The 25,133-nt window shown below is 37.1% G+C and carries 30 protein-coding genes; 23 read left to right on the forward strand and 7 right to left on the reverse strand.

Annotated features, from left to right (window positions below):
- The first annotated feature begins 3 nt into the window (after nt 1-3).
- The 12 genes from J7Q84_RS05890 to J7Q84_RS05945 all read left to right on the forward strand — a co-directional run bounded on the left by J7Q84_RS05890 (nt 4) and on the right by J7Q84_RS05945 (nt 8,949).
- Nucleotides 4-939 carry a serine hydrolase domain-containing protein gene (locus J7Q84_RS05890; protein ID WP_209093571.1) on the forward strand — a complete coding sequence of 312 codons (936 nt, stop codon included), beginning with the start codon at nt 4-6 and terminating at the stop codon, nt 937-939.
- 131 nt (nt 940-1,070) lie between these two features.
- Nucleotides 1,071-1,409, forward strand: coding sequence for a DUF3889 domain-containing protein (locus J7Q84_RS05895; RefSeq protein WP_209093573.1), 339 nt, complete (start codon nt 1,071-1,073; stop codon nt 1,407-1,409).
- A gap of 122 nt (nt 1,410-1,531) precedes the next feature.
- Nucleotides 1,532-2,293 (forward strand): spore cortex-lytic enzyme, encoded by a 762-nt coding sequence (gene sleB, locus J7Q84_RS05900; RefSeq protein ID WP_209093575.1) that lies wholly within the window; start codon nt 1,532-1,534, stop codon nt 2,291-2,293.
- A 17-nt stretch (nt 2,294-2,310) separates the two neighbouring features.
- Nucleotides 2,311-3,615, forward strand: a complete 1,305-nt coding sequence (gene ypeB, locus J7Q84_RS05905) for a germination protein YpeB (protein WP_209093576.1) — start codon at nt 2,311-2,313, stop codon at nt 3,613-3,615.
- A 25-nt stretch (nt 3,616-3,640) separates the two neighbouring features.
- Nucleotides 3,641-4,234, forward strand: coding sequence for a YhcN/YlaJ family sporulation lipoprotein (locus J7Q84_RS05910; protein WP_209093578.1), 594 nt, complete (start codon nt 3,641-3,643; stop codon nt 4,232-4,234).
- Between the two features lie 190 nt (nt 4,235-4,424).
- Complete coding sequence (locus tag J7Q84_RS05915; protein WP_209093902.1) at nt 4,425-5,231, forward strand: cobalamin-binding protein; 807 nt, start codon at nt 4,425-4,427, stop codon at nt 5,229-5,231.
- Nucleotides 5,232-5,385: 154 nt separating this feature from the next.
- Nucleotides 5,386-5,658 (forward strand): hypothetical protein, encoded by a 273-nt coding sequence (locus J7Q84_RS05920; RefSeq protein ID WP_209093579.1) that lies wholly within the window; start codon nt 5,386-5,388, stop codon nt 5,656-5,658.
- Between the two features lie 635 nt (nt 5,659-6,293).
- The gene (locus tag J7Q84_RS05925; protein ID WP_209093581.1) at nt 6,294-6,734 is read left to right on the forward strand and encodes a hypothetical protein; all 441 of its coding nucleotides are present in this window, start codon (nt 6,294-6,296) and stop codon (nt 6,732-6,734) included.
- 121 nt (nt 6,735-6,855) lie between these two features.
- Nucleotides 6,856-7,476 (forward strand): NUDIX hydrolase, encoded by a 621-nt coding sequence (locus J7Q84_RS05930; protein WP_209093583.1) that lies wholly within the window; start codon nt 6,856-6,858, stop codon nt 7,474-7,476.
- A gap of 193 nt (nt 7,477-7,669) precedes the next feature.
- Nucleotides 7,670-7,810, forward strand: a complete 141-nt coding sequence (locus tag J7Q84_RS05935; RefSeq protein WP_209093585.1) for a hypothetical protein — start codon at nt 7,670-7,672, stop codon at nt 7,808-7,810.
- Nucleotides 7,811-7,938: 128 nt separating this feature from the next.
- Nucleotides 7,939-8,142, forward strand: coding sequence for an IDEAL domain-containing protein (locus J7Q84_RS05940; protein ID WP_209093587.1), 204 nt, complete (start codon nt 7,939-7,941; stop codon nt 8,140-8,142).
- Nucleotides 8,143-8,247: 105 nt separating this feature from the next.
- A complete protein-coding gene (locus J7Q84_RS05945; protein ID WP_209093588.1) occupies nt 8,248-8,949 on the forward strand; it encodes a YwaF family protein in 702 nt (233 codons plus the stop codon).
- Here the strand turns inward: J7Q84_RS05945 and J7Q84_RS05950 are convergent.
- Complete coding sequence (locus J7Q84_RS05950; RefSeq protein ID WP_209093590.1) at nt 8,941-9,783, reverse strand: exonuclease; 843 nt, start codon at nt 9,781-9,783, stop codon at nt 8,941-8,943. The two genes, J7Q84_RS05945 and J7Q84_RS05950, sit on opposite strands and share 9 nt — an antisense overlap.
- A 257-nt stretch (nt 9,784-10,040) precedes the next feature.
- Here J7Q84_RS05950 and J7Q84_RS05955 point away from each other — a divergent pair, with 257 nt between their 5' ends.
- The 3 genes from J7Q84_RS05955 to J7Q84_RS05965 all read left to right on the forward strand — a co-directional run bounded on the left by J7Q84_RS05955 (nt 10,041) and on the right by J7Q84_RS05965 (nt 13,040).
- Nucleotides 10,041-10,715, forward strand: coding sequence for a hypothetical protein (locus J7Q84_RS05955; protein ID WP_209093592.1), 675 nt, complete (start codon nt 10,041-10,043; stop codon nt 10,713-10,715).
- A 190-nt stretch (nt 10,716-10,905) separates the two neighbouring features.
- Nucleotides 10,906-12,696 (forward strand): oligoendopeptidase F, encoded by a 1,791-nt coding sequence (gene pepF / locus J7Q84_RS05960; protein ID WP_209093600.1) that lies wholly within the window; start codon nt 10,906-10,908, stop codon nt 12,694-12,696.
- 26 nt (nt 12,697-12,722) lie between these two features.
- On the forward strand, nt 12,723-13,040 hold the full coding sequence (locus J7Q84_RS05965; protein ID WP_209093601.1) for an MGMT family protein: 318 nt from the start codon (nt 12,723-12,725) through the stop codon (nt 13,038-13,040).
- 27 nt (nt 13,041-13,067) lie between these two features.
- On the opposite strand, the gene J7Q84_RS05970 is transcribed toward J7Q84_RS05965, so the two are convergent.
- On the reverse strand, nt 13,068-13,211 hold the full coding sequence (locus tag J7Q84_RS05970) for a hypothetical protein (protein WP_209093603.1): 144 nt from the start codon (nt 13,209-13,211) through the stop codon (nt 13,068-13,070).
- Between the two features lie 154 nt (nt 13,212-13,365).
- Between J7Q84_RS05970 and J7Q84_RS05975 the strand changes: the two genes are divergently transcribed.
- Nucleotides 13,366-14,007: a peptidylprolyl isomerase gene (locus J7Q84_RS05975; protein ID WP_209093605.1), complete on the forward strand. Its 642-nt coding sequence runs from the start codon at nt 13,366-13,368 to the stop codon at nt 14,005-14,007.
- An 80-nt stretch (nt 14,008-14,087) separates the two neighbouring features.
- On the opposite strand, the gene J7Q84_RS05980 is transcribed toward J7Q84_RS05975, so the two are convergent.
- Complete coding sequence (locus J7Q84_RS05980) at nt 14,088-14,753, reverse strand: TerC family protein (protein ID WP_209093606.1); 666 nt, start codon at nt 14,751-14,753, stop codon at nt 14,088-14,090.
- A 134-nt stretch (nt 14,754-14,887) separates the two neighbouring features.
- Complete coding sequence (locus tag J7Q84_RS05985; protein ID WP_209093608.1) at nt 14,888-15,340, reverse strand: OsmC family protein; 453 nt, start codon at nt 15,338-15,340, stop codon at nt 14,888-14,890.
- Nucleotides 15,341-15,557: 217 nt separating this feature from the next.
- Between J7Q84_RS05985 and J7Q84_RS05990 the strand changes: the two genes are divergently transcribed.
- Entirely contained in the window at nt 15,558-16,625 is a 1,068-nt protein-coding gene (locus J7Q84_RS05990; RefSeq protein WP_209093609.1) for a DmpA family aminopeptidase, read from the forward strand.
- A 44-nt stretch (nt 16,626-16,669) separates the two neighbouring features.
- Here the strand turns inward: J7Q84_RS05990 and J7Q84_RS05995 are convergent, their stop codons facing one another.
- On the reverse strand, nt 16,670-16,819 hold the full coding sequence (locus tag J7Q84_RS05995) for a hypothetical protein (RefSeq protein ID WP_209093612.1): 150 nt from the start codon (nt 16,817-16,819) through the stop codon (nt 16,670-16,672).
- Between the two features lie 349 nt (nt 16,820-17,168).
- Between J7Q84_RS05995 and speD the strand changes: the two genes are divergently transcribed.
- Nucleotides 17,169-18,005, forward strand: a complete 837-nt coding sequence (speD, locus tag J7Q84_RS06000) for an adenosylmethionine decarboxylase (RefSeq protein WP_209093614.1) — start codon at nt 17,169-17,171, stop codon at nt 18,003-18,005.
- Between the two features lie 65 nt (nt 18,006-18,070).
- Here speD and J7Q84_RS06005 read toward each other — a convergent pair whose 3' ends face one another.
- Both J7Q84_RS06005 and pepT read right to left on the reverse strand, forming a co-directional pair.
- Complete coding sequence (locus J7Q84_RS06005) at nt 18,071-19,072, reverse strand: hypothetical protein (RefSeq protein ID WP_209093615.1); 1,002 nt, start codon at nt 19,070-19,072, stop codon at nt 18,071-18,073.
- Nucleotides 19,073-19,238: 166 nt separating this feature from the next.
- Nucleotides 19,239-20,471 carry a peptidase T gene (pepT, locus tag J7Q84_RS06010; RefSeq protein WP_209093617.1) on the reverse strand — a complete coding sequence of 411 codons (1,233 nt, stop codon included), beginning with the start codon at nt 20,469-20,471 and terminating at the stop codon, nt 19,239-19,241.
- Between the two features lie 405 nt (nt 20,472-20,876).
- On the opposite strand from pepT, the gene J7Q84_RS06015 reads away from it, so the two are divergent.
- The 5 genes from J7Q84_RS06015 to J7Q84_RS06030 all read left to right on the forward strand — a co-directional run bounded on the left by J7Q84_RS06015 (nt 20,877) and on the right by J7Q84_RS06030 (nt 24,975).
- The gene (locus tag J7Q84_RS06015) at nt 20,877-21,641 is read left to right on the forward strand and encodes an exodeoxyribonuclease III (RefSeq protein ID WP_209093619.1); all 765 of its coding nucleotides are present in this window, start codon (nt 20,877-20,879) and stop codon (nt 21,639-21,641) included.
- Nucleotides 21,642-21,659: 18 nt separating this feature from the next.
- Nucleotides 21,660-22,193, forward strand: a complete 534-nt coding sequence (locus J7Q84_RS06020) for a GNAT family N-acetyltransferase (protein WP_209093621.1) — start codon at nt 21,660-21,662, stop codon at nt 22,191-22,193.
- Nucleotides 22,194-22,232: 39 nt separating this feature from the next.
- Nucleotides 22,233-23,696 carry an aminoacyl-histidine dipeptidase gene (locus tag J7Q84_RS06025; RefSeq protein WP_209093623.1) on the forward strand — a complete coding sequence of 488 codons (1,464 nt, stop codon included), beginning with the start codon at nt 22,233-22,235 and terminating at the stop codon, nt 23,694-23,696.
- Between the two features lie 133 nt (nt 23,697-23,829).
- Nucleotides 23,830-23,958: a hypothetical protein gene (locus tag J7Q84_RS18545; protein ID WP_280635564.1), complete on the forward strand. Its 129-nt coding sequence runs from the start codon at nt 23,830-23,832 to the stop codon at nt 23,956-23,958.
- 270 nt (nt 23,959-24,228) lie between these two features.
- On the forward strand, nt 24,229-24,975 hold the full coding sequence (locus J7Q84_RS06030) for a DUF3959 family protein (RefSeq protein ID WP_209093625.1): 747 nt from the start codon (nt 24,229-24,231) through the stop codon (nt 24,973-24,975).
- Nucleotides 24,976-25,133 lie beyond the last annotated feature (158 nt).

Here is a 25,133-nt window from a genome sequence, read left to right on the forward strand (position 1 = left end):
ATCATGTTCAATTTTGAAGCAATAATAAAAGAATTCAAAACAAAAAACGTCTATACTTTTTTCGTGTATCAGCGTGCTGCTTTTCTTATACATTATTGTAAATCCGGTGAATATATAAAGTATCCTCGCAAAATTAACTCTATTACAAAAAGTATTTTGGCTACGCTCATAGGAATTGCTTTAGATAGAGGCTATATTGAACATATTCATGTTCCTATCAAGAAATATTTCCCCCGGCTACCTTCTGCGAAAGAGAGCTTGACTCTCTATCATCTTTTAACTATGAGTACGGGAGAAGAATGGGATGAATTTGGAAATGGGGTTCGTTTTCCTTCGAATTTCGTTAGGTCTAAACATTGGGTCAACTATGTGCTGAAGCGTCCTATAGTGGAAGCACCAGGAACAGCTATGAACTACAATACAGGCTCTTCACACCTATTAAGTGCAATCTTACAACAAGTGACGGGAGTGTCTGCTTCCCAATTTGCAAAACAGGTGCTATTCGAACCGCTTTCCATTACAGAATATGAATGGGAGCAAGATCCGCAAGGTATTACCGTCGGTGGATTCGGCATGAAAATGAAACCGCTGGATTTGCTGAAAATTGGTCTTTTATACTTGCATAATGGAGTATGGCAAGGGAACCAAATTATTTCTCATGATTGGATTCAACAATCTACACGGCCGATGTTTACAACATATAAGCATATTGGATCTTACGGATTCCACTGGTGGGTGCTTGATAAAAAAGTATTTCTAATACCGTTCGATGTATATTTTGCAATGGGATATGCCGGACAATATATTATCGTTATTCCAGAAGCAGAGCTTGTAGCAGTCATAACAGCAAACATGCCGAAACAAGGATTGGTCCCGCTGCATATATTTATAGACCACCTTTCTTCGAATAACTGGAGGCCTAATGTGCACACTAAATAAAGTTAGGCTATTACCGCTCGCAGATAGAATGTACATCATGCAGAATGGCAGTTACGTTTCTCGCTTTTTTCCTACCCTTGAAGAAAAGAACCATGTTAAAGCAAGATAATTAAACATAGAAAGGGGCACCTATGAAACATTTATTTATAGGAATAGTCGTATGTGTATTATCCTTCGCTGCTGTTCCATCTACACACACTTATGCGTATTACGTGCAAGGAGAAGAAGCTCCTGCATACGCTAAATGGGGCCGATTGGCTGTTTTGCAAACAAAATCAAGATATCCGCAAGCAGATATTATCGATTATTTACATATAGGGAGAGAAAGAAAAAACCCTATCATTACTGTAGAAAAGTTTAAGCTATGGTTACGAGAAAACGGGCGGGAATTTGGTGTGTTTATTAATATTGAATTTGAAACAAGAACTGAGAAACTCGTATCAATTACATTCATCGAGACTGAAAGATAGGAAAGCGCAGGCGAACCTGCGTTTTTTTTATGCTATTTAAAATATTTAGATGCCAAATACATAAAACTGCCTTCTTTACAAAATATAGACATAACACCATGAAATCACTGGGAGGGTTAGTTATGTTTGGAAAAGCTTTTTTTAAAGTACCTCTGATTGTACTAGGATGCTGTGTTCTCCTGTTAGGAAGCAGCGGTGGTTACATACAAGAGGTCAAGGCTTTCTCTAATCAAGTTATCCAAAGAGGAGCTACAGGTGAAGATGTAATTGAATTACAATCTCGTTTACAGTATATCGGTTATTATAAAAGCAAAATAGACGGGATATTTGGATGGAATACCTATTGGGCTCTTCGTAATTTTCAAGAGCAGTTCGGTATGAAAGTAGATGGAATTGCTGGTTCACAGACAAAAGAAAAGCTAGTAAAAGTAACAAAATATAATAAACCAAGTGGAAACCAGGACAATTCATCAGGAAATAATTCATCAGGAGGTAATTCAAAACCGGCAACTAATGTTCCGAACGGGTATTCACAAAACGATATACAATTGATGGCAAATGCTGTTTATGGAGAATCACGCGGGGAGCCTTATATCGGTCAGGTAGCTGTTGCAGCCGTTATTTTAAATCGAGTTACAAGTCCTTCTTTCCCTAAAACTGTTTCAGGGGTTATTTTTGAACCACGTGCGTTTACGGCAGTGGCGGATGGTCAAATTTATTTGACTCCGAATGAAACAGCAAAAAAAGCTGTATTGGACGCAATCAATGGATGGGATCCGACTGACGGCTGTATTTATTATTTTAATCCCGATACTGCAACAAGTGCATGGATTTGGAGCAGACCGCAAGTGAAAAAAATCGGACGTCATATTTTCTGTAAGTAAGAAAGGATGAGTACAGTATGCTACGAGCGATTTTAATCGGTATTTTGTCTATTGGTGTCGTAAGTGTAGGGTTTTGGGGCTATAAAGAGCATCAAGAAAAAAACGCAATATTAATAAATGCGGAAAACAGTTATCAGCGTGCATTTCATGACTTAGCGTATGAAATGGATTTGCTGCATGACAAAATTGGAACTACCTTGGCAATGAATTCAAGGTCCTCTCTTTCACCTGCACTGGCAGAGGTATGGCGTATCACTTCACAAGCTCGTTCAGATGTGGGGCAATTGCCATTAACGTTACTACCGTTTAATAAAACTGAGGATTTTTTAGCAAAAATAGGGGAATTCAGTTATCGGACTGCGATTCGTGATTTAGAAAAAACACCTTTAAACGACAAAGAATACAATACGCTTAAACAGCTATATTCAAATGCTGCAGACATCCAAGATGAGCTTCGAAAAGTACAAGGTCTCGTGCTAAAAAACAACTTACGTTGGATGGATGTGGAACTGGCACTGGCTACAGATGAGAAACCAAATGACAATACGATAATCGACGGCTTCAAAACTGTTGAAAAAAATGTTGAGAATGATTTCGGCCCGACTTTTGCAAGCTTAGAAACAAAAGAAAAAGGAACAGTGAAAGTACTAGGGAAGAATATTTCAAAGAAAAAGGCTGAGGAAATTGCAAGAGACTTTCTTGGGTTGAAAGAGTCTGCCAGCATTAAAACAGAAGAAACTGGAAAAAAATCTGATGTTCATATATACAGTTTAACTATTAAACAACCCCAATCGAAAAGTGACATAAACATGGACATAACAAAAAAGGGCGGCTATCCGCTGTGGGTAATGAACAATCGTGAAATTAACAAGCAAAAAATTAGCTTGAACGAAGCATCTACTAAAGGGCTAAAGTTTTTGAAAGACCATAAGTTTGCCAATATGGAACTGTATGAGAGCACACAATATGACAATATTGGTGTATTCACTTACGTAACAAACATCGACAATGTGCGCATTTATCCAGAGTCCATTAAGATGAAAATTGCTCTGGATGACGGATCAATTGTTGGATTTTCAGCAAAAGACTATCTAGCAACTAATAAGGAACGGAGTATTCCGAGCCCAGCTTTATCCGTTGCAGACGCCCGTAAAAAAATTAATCCTGGTGTGAAAATACAGGAAGAACGTCAAGCTATGATAGTGAATGATTTGCATAAAGAAGTACTTTGCTATGAGTTCATTGGAACAATGGGTAAGGATACGTACCAAATTTTCATTAATGCCGATAGTGGCATCGAAGAAATGGTGAAAAAGTTATAAGCACCTTGAAATAGGAGTGAAGGCCTTGAGAATAATCATTTCTTTACTTGTCAGTCTTGTTGTATTAACAAGTTGTGGAGTAACTAAAGATAAGAACACTGCAGAGAGTAATACAAATCGCATGGTAAAAGTGAAAAATACAGCTCAGACACAAAAAAAATACAAATCAAATCAAAAAGTGGCTGATCATTTAAAAGATTTGGCTAAAAGTGTACCCAACGTCAAAAATGCAGCAGCTGTGGTGATTGGACCATATGCAGTTGTCGGTATTGATGTAAACGCCAAACTTGAGCGTTCAAGAGTTGAGACAATCAAGTATACTGTTGCGGAAAGCTTAAAGCATGATCCTAATGGAGCAAGTGCAATCGTAGTTGCAGATCCTGATTTATACCAACGGCTGCAGGATATGAGAACACAACTCCGCAAAGGGAACTCGAACGGCATTATGGAGGAGTTAGCAGCTATTGTAGGACGTGTTATGCCACAAATTCCAAATGATTTGATAGAGAACAAAAATGTTGAGCCAACCAAAGAAAATGATAAGGAATTACAAGGAAATGAACAAGAAGAATTAAAGAAAAAGCAGGAAGAACAGTCAAATCAACATATGAAACGATAGGAAAACCGAGTGTTAGAGATAATAATCTAACGCTCGGTTTTTTGCTTATACAGTAAAACTAAATCTATTTACTAAAAATATAATGAAAGAAACAGGAGTATTGCATGTTGTGATAGAAGGAGAGAAAGAAGCAGCATTTTAAAATCATAATTGATAATCTGTAATAACATGTAAACTGAAGGTGAGTATGATGAGAATTGTATCGATTTGTCCAAGCAACACCGAACTCATAGCATATTTAGGCTGTATCGATCAACTAGTCGGGGTAGATGACTATTCAGACTGGCCAGAAGAAATAAACCGTCTGCCTCGTCTGGGTCCCGATTTATCGATTAATATGGATCTTGTCGAGCAACTCCATCCAGACTTGGTTGTTGCCTCTTTAAGCGTACCTGGAATGGAAAAAAATATTGCTGAGCTAGAAAAACGTAGGCTTCCCTACATTGTGCTCAACCCGAATTCTTTGCAAGACATTGCTGATGATTTAGTGACATTAAGCAAAGCCTTGAAAAGGGAGAAGAAAGGAAAAGAGGTGGCAAAGCAATATTCTGCATTTATTGAGCAGTATAAAACGATTGCTAGGAGCATTTCAACGAAACCTACCTTGTACTGGGAATGGTGGCCTAAGCCCGTGTTTGCACCTGGAAAGTTGAATTGGCTTACTGAAATAAGCAGATTGGCAGGCGGGAGAAATATATTTTCCGATATAGAAACGGCGAATGTACAAAGTAATTGGGAGGAAGTAAAACAACGAAATCCTGAACATATTTGCTTAGCATGGGTAGGGGTTCAAACAAAAAAAGTCAATCCAGCTACGCTAGTAAAACGACCAGACTGGCCGGATATGCATGCTATAAAGACCAACCAAATATATGTATTAGAAGAATGGCTCTATTGTCGTCCTTCACCTAGATTGCTGGTCGGATTGAAAAAGGTGGCTGCGCTTATCCACCCTGACCATTACCCTGCATATGATGGAAAAGATCCGTTGTTATAAAAAAAGAGAGCTGCAATCGTAGCCCTCTTTTTTTATATTCAAAGAAAATTAGCTATTATGATTGACTATTATTAAGTTTTTGTTAAGATAATGTAAATATAGTTAGAATTTTCTGTTAAAATTTTATTACAATGATATAACAGGAGGGATATAAATGAACGTTGGAATGTATTGTGGAGAATTTGAGTTTGCAAAATTACAATTTACTTTTAGTCTACTTGATGAAATTCGACTGAAAATTCAGCAGGGGATTTTATTTTACGAAACTCAACTATTTGAGTATGCTCAAAAACGGTTAAATCATTTTTTTCATAGGCTTTCTATGTCACCAGCACTGCACCATGTTTGTAAAAATGAAATGTGGCACACTATTACAGTGAAGCTAAAAGGTATTATTGAAGAAAAACGGCTGCTTCGATGTGTGTGAAGGGTGATAGTTCATGAAAACCTCCCCTTTGATTTATTGCACCTCTTCAATCATTCTAAACAGCGCCCGCAACATTGAAACAATATATAAAACTAGAAACAACGTATTGTAATAATGGTTTGTTTCTAGTTTTTGCATGTTGATTTAGTATATACTTTGCGAGAAACTCTACTATATTTATTGCATAAATGTTGAGGTCTCTTTCGTATAGTAATAATAAAAACGAGAGAGGTTGTTATATATGTTTATCCGTCGATTTTTTATGATGTATTTTACTATATCAGTGCTTTATATACTATTTCGGGTGTGGGTTGTTTCTCTGCATATTATCTCTCCTGAATTTTCTTATCCGTATGAATGGGTAGTATCTCCTTTACTCTATTTCTTGTATGTTCTATTTTCATTTGCTTTAGGGTATGCATGCTTTCAAAAATGGAGAGCAGCGATTGCAGCCGCTAGTGTTTCCTATATTTGTGTATCTCCTGTTCTTTGGATGTATATCTATCTTCATATGTTCGTATGAAAGCTAAAAACAAATGACAGGAATACAGGCAATTTTAGAAGGATTTCTAACCTGAACTTGTATGAAACAATGGAAAGATGGATAAAACTTTCAATGAAAAGGAGGTTTTATCATGAAAAGAAAGTATGTTTGGATACCCGCTATGGTGATGGGGGCTCTTTTTATTACAAATGGCTGCAGCTTATTAGAAAAGCCTGAATTGGGGCAAGTCCAGTCACAGGAAGAGGCAAAGCCAGTAAATATAACTACACAAACAGAACTGCAAAAGGAAATTACTGAAGTGATCCAGCAAATTAAGAAACTGAATGAACAGCTGAAAGCGTCTCCAAACCAAAGTGCAATCAATCAAGCTGGAAAGGACTTGGCTGAAAAGTGGGATTCTTTTGAAGACAGAGTGGAGGATAAGTATCCAGAGCAATATGAAAAAATCGAAGAGAACTTATATCCTCTAATTGGAGAAACAGGAAAGCAAAAGCTGGATATACAAAAAATGCAAATGCTAATACGCAATGTACTAAAGGACTTGGCTGCCTTTTTACAACAATTAAAGTAGCTTTGAAACAAGACATAGTCTTACACTATGTCTTCCTTAGTTTAATGTCCTTTAGTGGTTGTTAATTGTCAAACAATGCAATACACTAGTAATAATATTATGATAGATTTGGGATGAGAAGATGAATATTGAAAACATAACGAAAAAATTCCATAATCGAGTTCCTGCTGTATTAGGCAGTGAGAAATTCTCTACATACGCGGTATTGCTGCCAATTGTAAAAGTAGGGGAGGACCTGCACATATTGTTTGAAGTAAGGGCACATCACTTGCGAAGACAGCCGGGTGAGATCTGTTTTCCAGGTGGCCGCATAGATGCTAAGGATACTGGCCCGAAGCATGCCGCTATTCGAGAAACAACAGAAGAACTAAATATTAACACAAATGAAATTAGTAATGTGCTTCCATTAGATTATATGGTTTCTCCCTTTGGTACAATCATTTATCCCTTTGTTGGAATAATCACAACCTCGGAACCCTTTACCCCTAACCCATCTGAAGTAGCTGAAGTGTTTACTGTACCTCTTTCTACTTTACAGCAAGCAAAGCCGGACGTATATACGATACGATTTAATATGGAGCCAGAACAAAATTTCCCATTCCATTTGATTGCTGGTGGGGAGAACTATAACTGGCAAGCTAGAGGGATGGAAGAATACTTTTATTATTATGAGGGGAGAGTCATATGGGGATTAACAGCACGGATATTGCATCATTTTTTATCTGTTTTAGACCAAGGATGAAGCAGTAATCTATAAGTTAAGTAGTTTTATTCAAAATCGGGAAGAAAGCAAGGTTGTATTAATCATAGGCAATAATTTCTATATTTTCATGCCCCAGCAATAGGAGAATGAGCTTCCAAGTTAGATGTATATATATATCCTTATTTTCATATAGTAACTACGATGAGTAGTTAAAAAAAAAGAGGGTGTATTTGTGAAAAAAGATAACAAACAGGCGAATAAAAAAACAACTGGTAAGGCAAACGATGAACTAGACGTAATCTACAATCAGTTCTCAAATAATACTGAGCAGCCAACATTACAACCAAAAGACTATGATGAAATTGAATATTAAAAGAAAATCCCTTATTACTTGTAATGAGGGATTTTCTTTATAAAAAAATTTTACATATCACTTCAAAAAAGATTGAATTATCTGAAAATTTTAGTATAATAAAAAAAAGGACAAGGAGTTGATTTCTCATGAAAAAACATTTACTGAATGCACCTAAACAATCCGAAATGGTAGATTCACTATTAGCAGAAATGGTATTAGATCAAGCTCTTCGAAATTTTCGGAAAGGGCAACTTCAAAAAGAAATCGACCTTGCATTACAAGACGGCAATAAAGAGCAATTTCTGCGTTTATCAAAGGAATTGAATCTAATTTTACAAGAGGCGATATGAATATAATGAAGGAAGCGGTAAAATGCCGCTTCCTTTTTTGTGAATTAAGAATGGATAGTCTCCTTTTCGGACATACTTTTCGACAAGAGAAAGGGGAGGGATAGTATGTTTTCACCACATCTTTATCATCATTTTAAAGCATATTCCGTTGCGCATTTTACGATGATTGGCATTTTTTTAGCTGGAGTTTTCGTGATGATAAGAGGACGTGCTTTTTTTGCTCGACATGCATCGTTTACAGCACAGACGCTATTTTTTTTGCTGATTTTTCTAGAAGGAGGATATCAAATTTGGCTTTTGCGGACTGACTTGTGGAATTGGAAAACCTCTCTTCCCTTGGACTTATGCAGTATTAATACTTATTTGTGTATAATTCTTCTGTACTCGAAGCGATATTCGTTATTTGAAATATTGTACTTTATTGGAATAAGTGGTGAATTGCAAGCTATCTTCACTCCTGCACTTTCGTATTCCTTTCCTCATTTTCGCTTTTTTCATTTCTTTATAGTACATGCAGTTGTAATATGGTCCATTCTATTTTTTGTTTTTGTGAAATGCTACAAAGTATCCTTCACATCACTTGGGAAGTCGCTTCTTTTTTTACATGCAGCCGCTGCAGTTGCCTTTTTAGTCAATACTGTAACCGGAGGCAATTATATGTTTTTAGCTCACAAGCCAAAAACTGCGTCCTTATTAGATGTACTAGGTCCTTATCCGTGGTACATACTGTCTATAGAAGGCGTAACGTTATGTTTTTTTGTATTGTTGTGGCTTCCGTTTTGGATGCCCAAAAAACGACTAGAGTAGTTTGCTATCGTTCTTTGCTTCTAAAATTTTGATTTGCTGTTTTACTTTTCGTAAAGCTGTCCCGAAATATCTATGCAAGAGGAGCAAGGTAAGTTCGTCCACATGATATTGTTCCGTTACATTCTCCCATGTACGGCTTTTGATAAATGTCTCCCAAGTCATATCGGATTGTCCGCTCTTTTTTAACTCTTTAAATATCCATCTCTTTAGCTTCTTTCTTCCTTTATGAGTCAGAGCACCATTTTGAACGAGAAACAGCTCCACACTTGCTTTATAGGATTGTTGTATATCTTTTTGCTTTGCGACGGTCAGAAACAGATTTGCTGTATTGATGGCGTCATCTAAGGCACGATGGGCTTCACCTTCCCATTCAAGCTCCAATTGTTCGACTGCAAATTTTAAATTTGGCTGATGAGGAAACAGCTCTGTATACGCATGAAAGACAAATTGCTGCAAATTAAACCGTTTTTCTTTTGGAATGACCGCACATGAAAGATTATGCTGCTTACAATCTGCTTGTAAAAAGCTATAGTCTTCTTTCCCCCACGTTACTAACATAGATTCTTCTCCAATGAAGCTTTCAAACTGTTTGATGACCTGTGGAAATCGTTTTGCATGTGCTACATCTTTTCTTGTAATACCAGTGAGTTTCGTGGTATGGCGCGATATCGGGGCAGTTGGGTTTACAAAAGAAGAAAACACATCTAAGATTTTCATCGTACTGGCTTCGATTTTAATAACTGCAATATCAATAATCTCCGTGGGCTCTTTCGATTGATAAGGACGGAAATTTCGTTCAATATCCATTACACAATAATGTTTTGGCTCGTACATACACATACCTCTTTTTATTTATCTTTATTATTATGCCCTAAATAAACGATTATTGTTTTACAAAATATACCAAAAACCATCTGTTTTTGATAATAGAATTTCTCATATTTTTTCGATAAACAGAATTATAACGCAGCTTTAATAAAAAACTGACGATGAAAAGGTTGCTAAAAAAGTAGGGAAGAGGAAGAGTGGTGTGGAATTTGTTGTTCATAGGTAAAAGATACCTGTAAGTTTCCGGAAAGGTAGGGGATAGCATGTCGCTTGCGCAGTTGCAACCTAAGAAAGATGGATTACACATCTTTGTCAGCTTTCCAGGTATAAAAATGAAAACACCGTTTATTGCAGAGCAGAGGAAGAAAGGAAGAAAAGGGGTAACCCTTTGCATCCAGCTTGATGAGCAACACGAACTTTCTGATTTTTATTTTGTACGTGAAGGATTTATTCCTCTCGTCAACGAGAACAATCAAACGGTTGTCAAACTGCCCCAATCACGAGAAGGAAACACACCAACGGAATACAAGCTTACGAATACGCTTTCTATTATACAAAAGGAAACAGACGCTGGTTATGAATACGTGCTAGTGCATAAAACCAAACAAGAATCAGGAAGACGTAAAGTGAAACGAAACAAACCGGTGCAAATGAAAATAACAGAACATGTCCTGTTTAGTGTACAACGTACTAAAAAGAAAGAACGCGGACCTGGTAGTATGAAGCAAAGAATTTGCAATACTATGAGACACAGTATACGGGAGATGAAGAAGGTTACTCCGATATTTAATAAAAAAGATCAGCTTGTTGAGGATATCATGAGGATATCAAAGATGAGGTCATTCGAAAGAGATGCATGTTGTACTCCGGCTGTGTTACGGTTTTTAGGTCCAGGTGATCAGGTTCTTCCTCTTCCGAGAGCGGAGCCGAGTATTTGAGGGCAACTCGATTACATAATAGAGAGGGGGCAGTGAATTTTTCGGCAGGTTACTTTATATAAAAAGAAAAAATATGAACGGAAAATAGGAGCTGCGACGTCTGTTGCAGCTTTTTCTATGGAAACCAATCGAATATGAGTGTGATAAAGAACAAGAGAGGGAATACGATGAAGAATAGGGGGGATGTAGTATGAAAATTTACACTTCTAGACAAGAAGTACCTGTAAGCGAAACCTGGAATTTAACAGATATTTATAAAAATGAGGAAGCATGGACTGCTGACTATAGGTTGATAGCAGAAAAGATTGAACAGCTTAAAGTCTTTGCTGGAACAATTGACGATGGTCATTCGTTGTTTCGTTATTTAAAGTTGCGGGAGGATGTAAGCTATTTGTACAGCAAAGTATATGCCTATGCGCAGCTGCAGCTAGACATAGATACACGAGTAGCTACTTCCCAAGCATTCGTAGATCAAACCCGTCAGCTTGGACAAAAAATTAGCAGTGCTACCTCCTTTTTCATGCCGTTTTTGCTTAGTTTATCCGAGAAAATCTTACAAAAGTACATACATGAAGTGAAAGAGCTGACCTATTTCGAAGATGATTTATTAGAGGCCTACCGCTATAAGGAACATGTATTGAGCAAAGAAAAAGAGGAGGTTCTTTCGGAAATGGGAGAAGCGTTGTCGTCTCCAGCTGCAACATTTGGTATGATTAACAACGCGGATATTCAATTTGGAGAAGTAACAGATGAAAATGGACAGAAGATCTCTTTAACAAGGGGGCTGTATGCTAAGTTAATTGAGCATGAAGACCGCGAGAAGCGAAAGGAAGCTTATAAAGCATACTATAAACCCTATATTCAACTGCAAAATACTATTGCTTCAACCTTATCTTCATCCATCAAAAATAATGTACGTCTGTCCAGTATACGCAACTATCCCTCAGCTTTAGAAAAATCACTTTTCACAGATATGGTACCAAAAGAAGTATATGAGAATTTAATTCAATCAACGAAAAAGCATATTGAACCGCTGCACCGCTATACGAATATTCGTAAGAAGCGAATGGGGTTAACTGAACTTTGTGCGTTTGATTTGAATGTTCCGTTAGTACAAGGAATGAAGCAAGTGATTTCTTATGAAGAAGCGTATAACATAATGTTAGATAGCTTGTTGCCCCTTGGTGAAGAGTATGTTCAAACTCTTCAATCTTTTAAAGAAAAACGATATATTGATGTGAGGGAAACACCGGGAAAACGTTCAGGAGCCTATAATTTCGGACTATATGGAGTACATCCATTTGTTTTATTAAACCATCGCGATGATCTGGATAGTCTGTTTACTCTCACGCATGAAATGGGGCATGCAATGCATAGCTATTATTCCAGCACATATCAGCCTCGAATTAAAGCAGGATATTCTATTTTTGTAGCAGAAGTAGCTTCCACTGTGAATGAAGTACTGCTCATTCGATATTTATTAAATCAAACGAATGAAGAACGAATGAAAACACACTTATTGAACCACTTTATTGATCAATTTAAGGGAACATTTTTTACGCAAGTGATGTTTGCGGAGTTTGAAAAAATCACGCATGAAAAAGCGGAAAGTGGAGAAGCATTAAATGCTTCCGTATTCAATACTATTTATGAATCTCTCTATAGAGAGTACAATGGTGACAGCATACACTTTGATGAAGAGGTACAATACGGATGGGCCAGAATTCCACATTTTTATCGTCCATTTTATGTCTACAAGTATGCGACTGGCTTTGCATCTGCTATTCATATTGCAGATAAATTACTTGAGGGAGATGAAGAGATGCTGCGTTCGTATCTGACGTTTTTAAAAAGCGGGAGCAGTGATTATCCATTGGTACTTTTACAGCAAGCAGGCGTAGACTTATCAAAACCAGAGCCTATTCAAACTACATTGACTATGTTTGGAGACTTAGTTGACACATTTGCTAAAATGCAGTAAAAAGCTGAAAGGGAAGGGTTATAGTAATGGAACGTTTCACTGAAAAAGCAATGCATATTATTAAAGAAATACCTCAGGGAAAAGTAATGACATACGGGCAAATTGCAGCATTAGCAGGAAGTCCAAGAGGAGCAAGGCAAGTTGTGAGAATTTTACATTCTATGAGCAAAAAACATCAACTTCCGTGGCATCGTGTGATTAATATAAAAGGACAGCTTAGTGCTACAGACGATGAAATGTTTCAAGTACAAAAGCTGTCTCTTGAAAGGGAAGGAGTTATAATTGAAGGAAATCGTGTTAATTTGGAGCAGTATCAATATAATCCTCATAAACAAACCCGGTAAAGGGCAAACACTCTTTACCGGGTTTGTTTATTCACCTTTTGCCGCATCCTCTGCCATAGCTCGAAGTTCCTTGTAAAATAGCTCATCGTTACAAACTAAATTGTGTGTAGTAATACTGGATTCGTTTATATGGGGTGATTCAAGAGAATCATTACTATTCGATTCATGCATGATACGACCTCCTTTATTTGTATTTTGTCCTAAACAACGTTGTCCTATCAAAAGAAAAAATAAAAAATTTCACGCACCGTAATTATAATAGATTATATCAATTCCATCCATTATAATAAAAGAAAGATACATAACAATAAAGGAGTTAACTGACATGAAACGAAAACATACGCTGTATTCTCTCTGTTTCGTTTTTCTTATCTTTGTTCTCATAACAGCAGGATGCGGAAAGAAAGAAAAAGAAGAAGCACAGCCTACCAAAAAAATGAAGGTAGAAAAAAATCCAATCGTAACGATTGTGATGGAAAATGATGAACAAATAAAAGTGGAGCTCTATCCGAATATTGCTCCAAATACTGTTACAAACTTCATTTCTTTAGTGCAAGAAGGATTTTATGATGGTCTTACATTTCATAGAATTATACCAGGCTTTATGATTCAAGGAGGAGATCCGGAAGGAACAGGCATGGGGGGTCCGGGCTATACAATTAAAGGAGAATTCAGTTCAAATGATTTCAAGAATGAGTTAAAACATACAGAAGGCGTCATTTCTATGGCACGTACAAACGACCCAGATTCTGCGGGCTCTCAATTTTTTATCATGGTAGGGAATACGCCGCAGCTTGATGGAGAATATGCCGCTTTTGGTAAAGTGATCGAGGGAATGAATGCAGTCAATCAGATTGCAGCCGTAGAAACAGGCAGTGCGGATAAACCGCTTGCTGAACAGAAAATGAAAAAAGTTACAGTTGAAACATTCGGACATGATTACGGCAAACCCGAAATTATAAAATAAGCTAGTGGTTGCAGCTAGTTAGCTAAGATATAATCACGAAAACAAAAAACAAGAGCAAAAAGATGCTCTTGTTTTTTGTTTTAACGGGCTTCTTTCGCAAAATAGCCGCTGAATTTACCAATTAATATTACAACAATCATTAATGTAACAGGAATAACAAAATCCAGATTAGGAATCATACCTGTTAAAAACCTTCCAACTAATTCGTCCTTTACAATCATTTCACCTGCTGTATATCCTAATAACCCACCGCCGATTATTACAACAATTGGGAACTTTTCCATAATAGTCATTAACAATTGACTGCCCCAAATAATTAACGGAATGCTGATAAGCAGACCAAGTACGATGAGCAACATATTTCCGTTGGCGGAACCCGCAACAGCAACAACATTATCTAGACTCATAATTACGTCTGCGCTTATAATGGTTTGAATGGCTCCCATAAGATTCGAATTCGCTCTAATATCTTCTTCTTCTTCACCTCGTAAAAGCCGTATCGCAATCCATATCAGTAATAACCCGCCTATAAAATTCACAAACGGAATGGATAATAAATATACCGCTATAAATGTTAAAGCTACTCGTAATACAATCGCTCCAAAAGTACCAAAAAATATTGCTTTTTTCCGGTGATGTGCCGGTAGCTTTCTACAAGCTAATGCAATGACAACAGCATTATCTCCGCTCAACACGATATTAATGAGAAGAATTTCTAATAAATTAAGTATAAATGTACTATCCAATCCGATATCACCCTGATTCATATTTTATTTTCATGGGATTCTTCATAGCATAAACGGCTAAGTCCCCACGCATTATCCCTAGCACTTGTCCAAAAAATGCATATTGTTCATTCAGTTATAAATAGAATAATATGCTAATAACTTGCACATTCAATGACAGGTTCTAACTCCATTTCTACATTACCTTGAATAGCTCTAGAAATCATACAAGATGCTTCCGCTTTTTCTGCAAGTTTTAATGCTAATTTGCAATCTCGTTCTGAAGCATCTTGTTGTAACACAATATGAGGCCGATGAATGATTTTTTTGTATGTAATAATTCCTTTTGTAACGTCGACAATTCCTTCTGATTCCATTGTCAACTGTACTTTTTTTAGTTTACTGCGCTCCATCATTGCCGCGAGAGTGATAATATAACAGGTAGCGGCTGCTCCTAATAGCATTTCATCCGGATTCGTTCCAACACCCGGTCCTTCCATTTCTGGAGGAATAGAAACTTTAGTATGTAGATCCCCTAATGTAATTTCCCCTACATCATTTCTTCCACCTGGCCAGCTCGCTTTGAGATGAAAATGATGCTCTGCCATGCTAATCGCCTCCTTATAGTATATTCCTATTGTAAACTATTCTTTATAGAAAAGTCCCTTATTAAATTAAGAAGCTTTTTACATTATGAACGTATAAAAAAACTCAACAAATTATAACTCCATCTTTCTATTTTTTGAAAATTTCTTATATTTTTACTTGATTTGAAAGAAACTGTTTGAAAAAATGGAAGTGACAGGAAATGAAAGGTGGCTGTTGATGTTGAAGCAAAAAAGAATACGAGATTATGGTGTAACAATAGGACGTTTAGAGCCGGGAAAAGCGAACTCTATTACAGATGTAGATGGAGTGACTGTTGGACATGTAACCTTAAGTGAAAAGGAAAAGCAAACGGGTGTCACAGCGATTCTTCCGCACCAAGGGAATATATTTAAGGAAAAACTCATTGCCTCCAGCTACATCATTAATGGCTTTGGCAAAACGATGGGCACAATACAAATCAATGAATTAGGTACATTAGAAACCCCTATCATTTTAACGAATACGCTTAGCATAGGAACAGCGGCGGATGCATTAATCGAATATATGTTAGCGCATAATCCAGACATTGGACGCACAACTGGCAGCGTAAATCCGGTCGTATGCGAATGTAATGATATGTTTTTAAATGACATTCGAGCAAAATACATAGAAAAGAACCATATTGTGGCAGCCTTGCAAAATGCATCAACCGAAGTTCAAGAAGGTACTGTGGGAGCAGGGACTGGCATGCTTTGTTATTCATTAAAAGGCGGGATTGGTACCGCTTCCAGGCTGATGCAGCTGGAACACGGGACCTATACAATGGGAGTGTTAGTGTTATCTAATTTTGGAATTTTAAGTGACCTAAAAGTCAACGGACAAGCGATTGGAGAAAAACTGAGGGATAGGATTCTCCAATCGCAAGATGAAAAAGATAAAGGCTCAATTATCATTATTGTCGGAACAGACCTTCCTGTATCGCAAAGACAGCTACATCGAATTTTAAAACGAACCGTTACAGGTGTGTCGCGGACAGGTTCCATTATTACAACTGGAAGCGGGGAAGTGGTTATCGGATTTTCAACGGCAACTAAGATACCCCATGAGAAAACCAGCCATTGTATTTCAACTCCATCTATTCATGAAGAAGATATAGATATAGCATTTAGAGCCGTTGGTGAAGCAACTGAAGAAGCAGTTTTAAACTCTTTAGTGACGGCGACACATGTTATTGGACGGGATGGTAATGAACGGCCCGCTTTTAAAGATTTATTAGCTACGTACAGTATTTCGCTAGCCGAATAGAAAGGATGCAAAAAAGCATCAAATATAAGTCGAGTACTTTTCATTTACTTGCTGTTTTTGACTTGCAGTTCATTGTTTGCTACGGTCACTTCAATTTGATTTACTTCTCCCTCTAGGAGTAGATTAGCAACTACAGCTTCCGTTATGTTTAATAAAACGGAAGATTGATTCTTATCGCATGTTTGATATTTCATATAACAGTCCATCCATTTAAAAGATTATACAGCTAATCTTTTGACTTTGACTATATTTGGTTTTTGTGAACAGTATTTTACGCTGTTTAGAATTATTATCAAATGGTATTTTTTGTTTTTTTATTATCGTACTGCATGGGGGGAGAAGGCTTATATTATGCCGAAAGCACCAATATAAGCGAAGAATACATGTTTGCCAGGTATTAGTATAAGGGATGAAGCTGTCAGCTTGTAATAAATCTACACGATTTTTATAAATATCTAATTTCTAAATGCATATAGATGGCTTGTTAAAGCAAACATTAACACTATTGAAGAAACGTTTTGTGCATAAGGAGGAGATACAATCATGAATCTAACGCCGAAACAACGCATTGAGCTTCATGGTTTTAATAATTTAACAAAATCGTTAAGCTTTAATATGTATGATATTTGCTATACGAAAACAGCACAAGAACGCGAGGCATATATTAATTACATTGATGAGCAGTATAATGCCGACAGGTTAACGAAAATTTTGTCAACAGTAACTGAGATTATTGGCGCTCATATTTTAAATATTGCCCAGCAAGATTATGAGCCGCAAGGAGCAAGTGTGACCATTTTGGTTTCTGAGGGACCGGTGGATCAAGCTTCTATGGGGGAAGCCTTAGAGGAATCTCCGGGTCCTATCCCAACAGCCGTTGTGGCTCAGCTAGACAAAAGTCATATCACAGTACATACGTATCCGGAATATCACCCGGATGATGGCATTAGTACTTTTCGAGCGGATATCGATGTGTCCACATGCGGAGAAATTTCGCCTCTCAAAGCGTTGAATTATTTGATTCATTCCTTTGACACAGATATCATGACTATTGATTATCGGGTGCGCGGCTTTACACGTGATATCACGGGACATAAGCTGTTCATTGATCATGAAATTAGCTCTATCCAAAACTATATTCCAGATGAGATCCAGGATATGTACGATATGATTGATGTAAATGTATATCAAGAAAATATCTTTCATACAAAGTGTAAGCTGCGGCAATTTGACCTAGACAATTATTTGTTTGGCTATACGAAAGAACGCCTAGATCAAGAGGAGCGTAATTCAATCACCAAAAAATTAAAAATTGAAATGGATGAAATATTTTATGGAAAAAATGTTACAAATGGATTTTTATATAGGGAGGACGACTAGTTACCTGTAATACAGGAAAAGAGGAGAACAGAAAGCATTCTCCTCTTTTCTACATGTTGTTTTATTCACTTACTTGCGCTATATTCTATAGTGCTAACCAATGTTTTCATGCCAAGATTCGTATCTACATCTACAGCTTCTACTGAAATTTGAACAGATTTGTTTACTAGGTCAGTTTGTTCCTCCAGCATAGTGGCTGTAAGAGGAATAGAGATAGTGTCATGATTATCAGATAAAAGTGTATAATATCCTCTGTGCACCCAATTGTCAGGCACAGGTTCTCCTTCATAATAATCAAAGGCAAATCTATATAGTATATCGTTACGTTGCATAACTTTAAAGGTAACGATATCATCATTCCAATCCAACAGTTGAGGTGTTTGCATAATCCGGTTGGAGTCTACTTTCAGCCCAGTGACTTCTTCGAGGTATTGTTGAAGCGCCTTATTTTCTAGCACGTTAGAAATATCCTTATTTTCATGCTTTGTCATATGCTGAAAGACAGTCTCGTTTTCAATGGCTTCTTTTTCAACCTTTGCAGTTGCGCCATACAGCATAACATAGTCATCGGCAAAAATTTCTTGCGTAAACCACTTATATTTTCCTTTTGTACTGTAATTCCAGAATGATAACGAAAGTGCATCTTCCGCATGGCGTAATGTTTTCCATTTTGTTTGGATAGGCAGGATATGCTGAGGAATATAATAAAAAGCAAAATGATGTCCGTATTCATGAGAGAGCACACTGCGCATTGATTCGACTGTGCTGCGTTCATCTCCGTTATACAAAGTAATGACGTGACTCAACGGATTATATTCTCCGTTTATCCCATTATTTGCTGCACCTTTAATTCGTACTTCTCGGAGTGTTTGTAATTCTTTCCCATGCTCATTTCGCAGCAGTTCTTGATATAATTCCTCTAATGCTTCTTCAGTCCACGTTTGAGAATCGCTTACAAAACGAATCCCTTCCGGTGATTGGTACTCTGCTAGGTAGTTTTTAGGAGTAAAGCTGAGTAGAAATGGAAGGAACGATAGAAGGCAAGCGAACGAAACAACTTTGCGCATAGTATCCCTCCTTTTTTCTACCATTATAGCATTCTATTAATTACGGGTTGAATGAACAGTTTTAGGTAAATTCCGTTCCCTTTCTAAATAAATGAAGAATCAAAGAAAGAAACAAGAAAAGAGAATCTAAACAAGCTAGCAGGATGCTAGCTTGTTTAGATTCTACCTAAGCTCTTTGTTCAAATAACTTAACAATTTCAATGATAACATGTGTTGCTTTTACCATATTGTCTACAGAAATATATTCATACTTACCATGATAATTTTCTCCGCCTGTAAAAATGTTTGGTGTCGGCAATCCCATATAAGACAATTGGGAACCATCCGTGCCTCCTCGAATCGGTGCTATTTTAGGTTCAATATGTAATGTTTTCATCGCTTCATACGCAATATCCACAATCTCTTTTACCGGCTCGATTTTTTCTCTCATATTATAATATTGATCATTCATTTCTAACAAAATGCGGTTTTTTCCGTATATTTCTTGCAGCTCATTCACGACTTTTTCTAAATAGGCTTTTTTTGCTTGAAATTGTGTCTTATCAAAATCCCTAATGATGTAGTACAGCTTTGTTTCTTCCACATCACCGTGTATAGAAATCAAATGATAGAAGCCTTCGTATTCTTCTGTCATTTCAGGCGCTTGCTCTACTGGAAGCATACTGTTACATTCCATTGCGATTTTCGCTGAGTTTACCATTTTCCCTTTAGCTGTTCCAGGATGAACATTTGTCCCTTTGCATGTAATGGTTGCTCCAGCCGCATTAAAGCTTTCATATTGTAATTCACCCAGCGGGCCGCCGTCCATCGTATACGCGTATACAGCATCGAATGCGGCTACATTAAATTTATGAGGTCCTCTGCCAATCTCTTCATCTGGTGTAAACGCAACTCGTATTTTCCCATGCTTAATTTCTGGATGTTGAATTAAATATTCCATCGCAGTCATTATTTCTGCAATGCCAGCTTTATTATCTGCTCCTAACAGTGTGGTACCGTCTGTTGTAATTAATGTGTGACCTTCATAGTTCAATAAATCAGGAAAATCTTGCGGGGATAACACAATATGTAACTCTTCATTCAACATAATGTCTCGCCCGTTATAATGCTCCACAATTTGCGGCTTAACATTGGCGCCAGTAAAGTCAGTGGCGGTATCCAGATGCGCTAAAAAGCCAATCGTCGGCACGGCCTTTTCTGTGTTGGATGGAAGAGTCGCCATCACGTATCCATTTGCGTCTATTGTCACTTCTTCCATACCAATAGCTTGTAACTCTTCTACTAGCATGTTGCCAAGTGTTAGCTGTCCCGGGGTAGATGGACAAGTTTCATTATTATCATCAGACTGTGTATCTACTTTTGCATAGGAGGTAAATCGTGTTATGATATCCGTTTTCATTGCTTCTTCTCCTTTAACTCGTTATACGTTTATACTATCATGATACGCCTTTGCTAACAAAGACGATCCTAGCTAAAAATAGAAATATTGAGAAGGTTGCTATATAATCAAAAATAGTAAATTAGTATGAAGATATGAAGAAATGAAACCGTCTACATTTGGAATTGTCATTTTTTAGGACAAATCTGAAACAGAGGAACGACAATTAGTGGAAGGTGATCCAGCAGTGAACGAACATATTATGACGGCAGAGCTATTTCCCTACCGAGTAGCCATTACTCAATACAAATTTATAACCGCTTTGCAACGTGCTCTCTGTAATGCTATAAACCTAAGAAAATACATGGTACAATGTATGGTGATTTTGGCGACGAACAACAAGGTAAGGGGAAGATTCTATTTATTATGAAACTCATTTCTTGGAATGTTAACGGTATTAGAGCTTGTGTAAAAAAAGGGTTTTTACAATATTTTCAAGAGGTTGATGCAGACATATTCTGTATTCAAGAAACGAAGTTGCAGGAGGGACAAATCGATCTGCAGCTTGAAAACTACTTTCAATACTGGAATTATGCAGTAAAAAAAGGCTATTCAGGTACAGCTGTTTTTACAAAAAAGAAACCGCTGAGTGTAACCTATAATATAGGAACAGATGGATATGAAGAAGAAGGAAGAATACTAACACTGGAATTTGCTGATTTCTATTTGGTAAACATGTATACACCTAATTCTCAGCGAGATTTGGCAAGGCTGGATTTCCGCCTCTCTTGGGAAGATGCGATCCGTGTCTATATTAAGGAATTGGATGAAAAAAAGCCTGTGATTTTATGCGGGGATTTGAATGTGGCACATCAAGAAATCGATTTGAAAAATCCAAAACCGAACAAAGGAAATTCTGGATTTACAGAAGAAGAACGAGGTAAAATGACGGACCTGCTCGAATTTGGATTTGTTGATTCTTTTCGATATCTCTATCCAAATAGAAAGGACTCCTATACATGGTGGTCCTACATGAATAAAGTAAGAGAGAGAAACATCGGATGGAGAATCGATTATTTTATCGTATCTGAACAAATCAAACACGCTATCCAAGAAGCGGACATTCATGCGCATATAATGGGAAGCGACCACTGTCCAATTGTTTTAGATATTTCGATGGGGTCTGCATGATAAAGGAGAATAAAGAAGATGAAAACATTGCAATTAAAATCGGGCATTCCGGTGATGATACGAGAAGCTACAAAAGAAAACGCCCAACGTATGATTGAGTTTTATAACATAGTAGGCGGCGAAACAGACTTTCTTTCATTTGGAGAAAATGAGTTTACAATGCCTTTGATAGAATATGAAAACTTTATTGAAACTACGAAACAGGAACAAAACTCCATTATACTTGTGGCTACAATTGAAGAGGAAATAGTAAGTATTGCCTCTATTACATCCAATCAAAAAGCAAAAAGTAAGCATGTGGGAACGTTAGGGATTGTAGTAGCACAGAAGTATTGCGGATTAGGTTTAGGCAGAATTCTGATGGATACTCTTATAGAATGGGCGATCTCAAACGGTATTACGAAAAAAATAAGTCTCGTAACTACTGAGCATAACCATAGAGCAATAGAGCTATATAAAAAGGTTGGATTTGAAGAAGAAGGTTTATTGAAAAAAGACAATTATGTGAATGGTACATATTACAATACATTGGTTATGGGTTTGATATTGTAACCAAGCGGATCAGACAAGTTATCGAAAGGAATGATATATATGTTTCAAACTATAGAAGAAGTAACGAAGCACCCTGTATTTACATTTTTTCAGGAAATCTCGAATATTCCTAGAGGCTCTGGAAACGAAAGGGAAATTAGCGATTATTTAGTAAGGTTTGCGAAGGAGCGGAATCTTGAAGTCGTCCAAGATACCGCTTTGAATGTCATCATTAAAAAACCGGCATCTACAGGCTATGAAAATGCTCCTGCTGTTATTTTGCAAGGACATATGGATATGGTATGTGAACTGAATAAAGGGACAGTCCATGATTTTGAAAACGACCCGATTGAGTTTCGGATGGATGGGGATATGTTGTATGCCAATGGAACAACACTAGGTGCAGATAACGGTATTGCAGTGGCATATGCACTTGCACTGCTTCATGCTAATGATATTGAGCATCCTGCTCTTGAAGTAGTCATTACTACAGAAGAAGAGACAACAATGGGTGGGGCAATTGCAGTAGATCCGAATCATTTTACAGGGAAAATCTTTATTAATCTCGATACAGAGGAGGAAGGGAAGCTTCTTGTTAGCAGTTCTGGCGGAATTAAAGGAAAACTTATCCTTCCAATCGAATGGGATTCGCCTTCACGCAATGCAGTAACATACTCTCTCAGTATCGGCGGTTTACGAGGCGGACACTCTGGAATGGAAATCGATAAGGAACGAGGAAACGCTAATAAGCTGCTCGGCCGTATATTGCTAGATCTGTCCCATAAGTTTTCTTATACATTAAGCGAAATCAACGGCGGCTTAAAATCTAATGCGATTCCTCGGGAAGCAGAGGCAGTTATAGTAGTAGAACCTCAATTTACTGAGACTGTAGAAGAAATGGTAGCTGAGTGGACACAAGTATTGAAAAATGAGCTGCGTGCTGCTGATCCAGAAGTATATATTAAGCTTGAAAAATTGAACGATGCAAAGCAAGTATTTGCAAAAGAAACAACAAAATCTATTATACAAGCGCTTATGTTAACGCCAAATGGTGTTCAACGTATGAGCAAGGATATTGAAGGGTTAGTGGAAGCCTCCACGAATCTAGGTGTTATCACGACAACAGATACAGAGGTGATTTTCCAAAACGAAATTCGAAGCTCTATCAAAACATTAAAAGAGCAAACCTTACAGCAAATCCACGTGATTGCAGCGATTTTAGACGGTAAGGTGGAAACAATGGGAGATTATCCTGAATGGTCATACAATCCTGATTCCGCTATCCGCGAGTTATGCCAAAAGGTATACAAAGACACATACGGAAAAGAGGCTGAAATTATTGCCATTCATGCTGGACTGGAATGTGGTGTGTTCACCGAGAAAATATCCGGACTAGATGTTATATCAATGGGACCTGATATGTATGATGTACATACACCGAATGAACATCTGAGTATTCCCTCTACCATCCGTACATGGGAATATCTACTTGCTATTCTGAAAGAAATGCATACTATAAGCTGAATTGACCTTCTTTAAGCAGATGCTACTCACTAGCATCTGCTTTTTAAATTTTAATGCATCGAACTCCTGATCCATAGAATCAAGCTGCATGAAATTGCTCTAATAACACAAACTTAAAAAAGGAGGGATACATATGACGAATCGCAATAATAATCGAAAACGTGCTAACAAGTATCCAAATAGCGCAAAAAGTGATACTGAATTTTCAAAAGATGTGAATATCAGAAGTGAAATAACAAAACAAGATTTAAAAAAGTCATGATTTTAGATCATGCGTATTAAGGGGATTGAGTAAACAAGCTCAGCTGATTGCTGAGCTTGTTTATATTATGAGCTTTTTAAAACTGCAGCTTGCTTTTGTAGGAAATACCTTGTATCCTTTTGAAATGTTTATCTACTTGTTATTTAATATTTGCTTTGTCTAGCCTTCGGTATTACAATATTCTTTTAAAAAGCTGCTATTTTCTTATTTGCTGAATCACTATGAATTTATAAAAATCGTAAAGTACGTAAAAGAAAGGAACGGCATATTGTGAAGAAACTTGATGTGTTATTGATGCTACTTAGCTTCCTATTCCTAGCTGGGGGTATTCTGAAGCAAATTCCTATGGAGTTGTCAGTATGGATAGGAGGCTTGTTATTTCTAACTAGTGTAGGAAGCTATTTAGCAAAACAAACAGGGTTACGCATTTTCAGCTGGATTTCATATACATTGTTTAGCGCGTTTTTACTGTCCATTTGGGATCAATATGTGACACTTGATTCCTTAACAGCAAATATAAAAATTGCAGCATGCATCTCTATCATTCCATTTTTGCTCCGATTTCGCACGTATGCTATTACTCTATCATTGCTTAGCTTATGGGGAGCTTTAATATGGGATATCAAGGAAACTCAGTCCTTTACTGTGCTTTCTGGTATCATGAACATGTATACAACAGAACAAATATATGCCGTTGTGTTATTAGGCGGATTTTTAATTGGGGGATGGATCGGTCGAGCAGCTGCTTCTAAGACTGAGAAGAAACAAAAGAAAAAAGAAAAAAAGCAAAAACGAAACAGACAAAAACTTACAATCTCAGTCCCAAAGCTCACAATACCAAAGGTAACGTTTCGCCCAAAACCTTCTGTATCTAAGAATACTCATGAAAATCTACAAAACCATGAAGAACATACCATTGTCTTTAATCCGAAGCATATTGAGAAGCAAGACATGGTAGGACAAGGAACAAAAGGTGAAACGAGAATGGAACGAAGAAAAAAACGTAATCACACATAAAAATCTTGCTAGTATAGATTGAAACAGAAACGCAGGCTTTTCGGTTAGCTACCACAAGTCTGCGTTTTTATTGCTCATGGATAGCTATTATCAATGGATATAAGGAAATACTATATAGACAAATTATTTTTATCGGAACAACATATCTTATAGATAGT

Source organism: Bacillus sp. 165 (assembly GCF_017742235.1).
Taxonomy (GTDB): domain Bacteria; phylum Bacillota; class Bacilli; order Bacillales; family Bacillaceae_G; genus JAGHKQ01.

Excerpts from the sequence above, each read along its gene's own strand:
- J7Q84_RS05925 (WP_209093581.1), top strand. The coding sequence starts at position 6,294 with ATGAAAAGAAAGTATGTTTGGATACCCGCTATGGTGATGGGGGCTCTT.
- J7Q84_RS06015 (WP_209093619.1), top strand. The coding sequence starts at position 20,877 with ATGAAACTCATTTCTTGGAATGTTAACGGTATTAGAGCTTGTGTAAAA.
- ypeB (WP_209093576.1), top strand. The coding sequence starts at position 2,311 with ATGCTACGAGCGATTTTAATCGGTATTTTGTCTATTGGTGTCGTAAGT.
- J7Q84_RS05930 (WP_209093583.1), top strand. The coding sequence starts at position 6,856 with ATGAATATTGAAAACATAACGAAAAAATTCCATAATCGAGTTCCTGCT.
- pepF (WP_209093600.1), top strand. The coding sequence starts at position 10,906 with ATGAAAATTTACACTTCTAGACAAGAAGTACCTGTAAGCGAAACCTGG.
- J7Q84_RS05950 (WP_209093590.1), bottom strand. The coding sequence starts at position 9,783 with ATGTACGAGCCAAAACATTATTGTGTAATGGATATTGAACGAAATTTC.
- J7Q84_RS05990 (WP_209093609.1), top strand. The coding sequence starts at position 15,558 with ATGTTGAAGCAAAAAAGAATACGAGATTATGGTGTAACAATAGGACGT.
- J7Q84_RS05985 (WP_209093608.1), bottom strand. The coding sequence starts at position 15,340 with ATGGCAGAGCATCATTTTCATCTCAAAGCGAGCTGGCCAGGTGGAAGA.
- J7Q84_RS06025 (WP_209093623.1), top strand. The coding sequence starts at position 22,233 with ATGTTTCAAACTATAGAAGAAGTAACGAAGCACCCTGTATTTACATTT.
- J7Q84_RS05895 (WP_209093573.1), top strand. The coding sequence starts at position 1,071 with ATGAAACATTTATTTATAGGAATAGTCGTATGTGTATTATCCTTCGCT.
- J7Q84_RS05955 (WP_209093592.1), top strand. The coding sequence starts at position 10,041 with ATGTCGCTTGCGCAGTTGCAACCTAAGAAAGATGGATTACACATCTTT.
- J7Q84_RS05945 (WP_209093588.1), top strand. The coding sequence starts at position 8,248 with ATGTTTTCACCACATCTTTATCATCATTTTAAAGCATATTCCGTTGCG.
- sleB (WP_209093575.1), top strand. The coding sequence starts at position 1,532 with ATGTTTGGAAAAGCTTTTTTTAAAGTACCTCTGATTGTACTAGGATGC.
- J7Q84_RS05975 (WP_209093605.1), top strand. The coding sequence starts at position 13,366 with ATGAAACGAAAACATACGCTGTATTCTCTCTGTTTCGTTTTTCTTATC.
- J7Q84_RS05920 (WP_209093579.1), top strand. The coding sequence starts at position 5,386 with ATGAACGTTGGAATGTATTGTGGAGAATTTGAGTTTGCAAAATTACAA.
- speD (WP_209093614.1), top strand. The coding sequence starts at position 17,169 with ATGAATCTAACGCCGAAACAACGCATTGAGCTTCATGGTTTTAATAAT.
- J7Q84_RS05940 (WP_209093587.1), top strand. The coding sequence starts at position 7,939 with ATGAAAAAACATTTACTGAATGCACCTAAACAATCCGAAATGGTAGAT.
- J7Q84_RS18545 (WP_280635564.1), top strand. The coding sequence starts at position 23,830 with ATGACGAATCGCAATAATAATCGAAAACGTGCTAACAAGTATCCAAAT.
- J7Q84_RS05970 (WP_209093603.1), bottom strand. The coding sequence starts at position 13,211 with ATGCATGAATCGAATAGTAATGATTCTCTTGAATCACCCCATATAAAC.
- J7Q84_RS05890 (WP_209093571.1), top strand. The coding sequence starts at position 4 with ATGTTCAATTTTGAAGCAATAATAAAAGAATTCAAAACAAAAAACGTC.
- J7Q84_RS06020 (WP_209093621.1), top strand. The coding sequence starts at position 21,660 with ATGAAAACATTGCAATTAAAATCGGGCATTCCGGTGATGATACGAGAA.
- J7Q84_RS05995 (WP_209093612.1), bottom strand. The coding sequence starts at position 16,819 with ATGAAATATCAAACATGCGATAAGAATCAATCTTCCGTTTTATTAAAC.
- J7Q84_RS05965 (WP_209093601.1), top strand. The coding sequence starts at position 12,723 with ATGGAACGTTTCACTGAAAAAGCAATGCATATTATTAAAGAAATACCT.
- pepT (WP_209093617.1), bottom strand. The coding sequence starts at position 20,471 with ATGAAAACGGATATCATAACACGATTTACCTCCTATGCAAAAGTAGAT.
- J7Q84_RS06005 (WP_209093615.1), bottom strand. The coding sequence starts at position 19,072 with ATGCGCAAAGTTGTTTCGTTCGCTTGCCTTCTATCGTTCCTTCCATTT.
- J7Q84_RS05915 (WP_209093902.1), top strand. The coding sequence starts at position 4,425 with ATGAGAATTGTATCGATTTGTCCAAGCAACACCGAACTCATAGCATAT.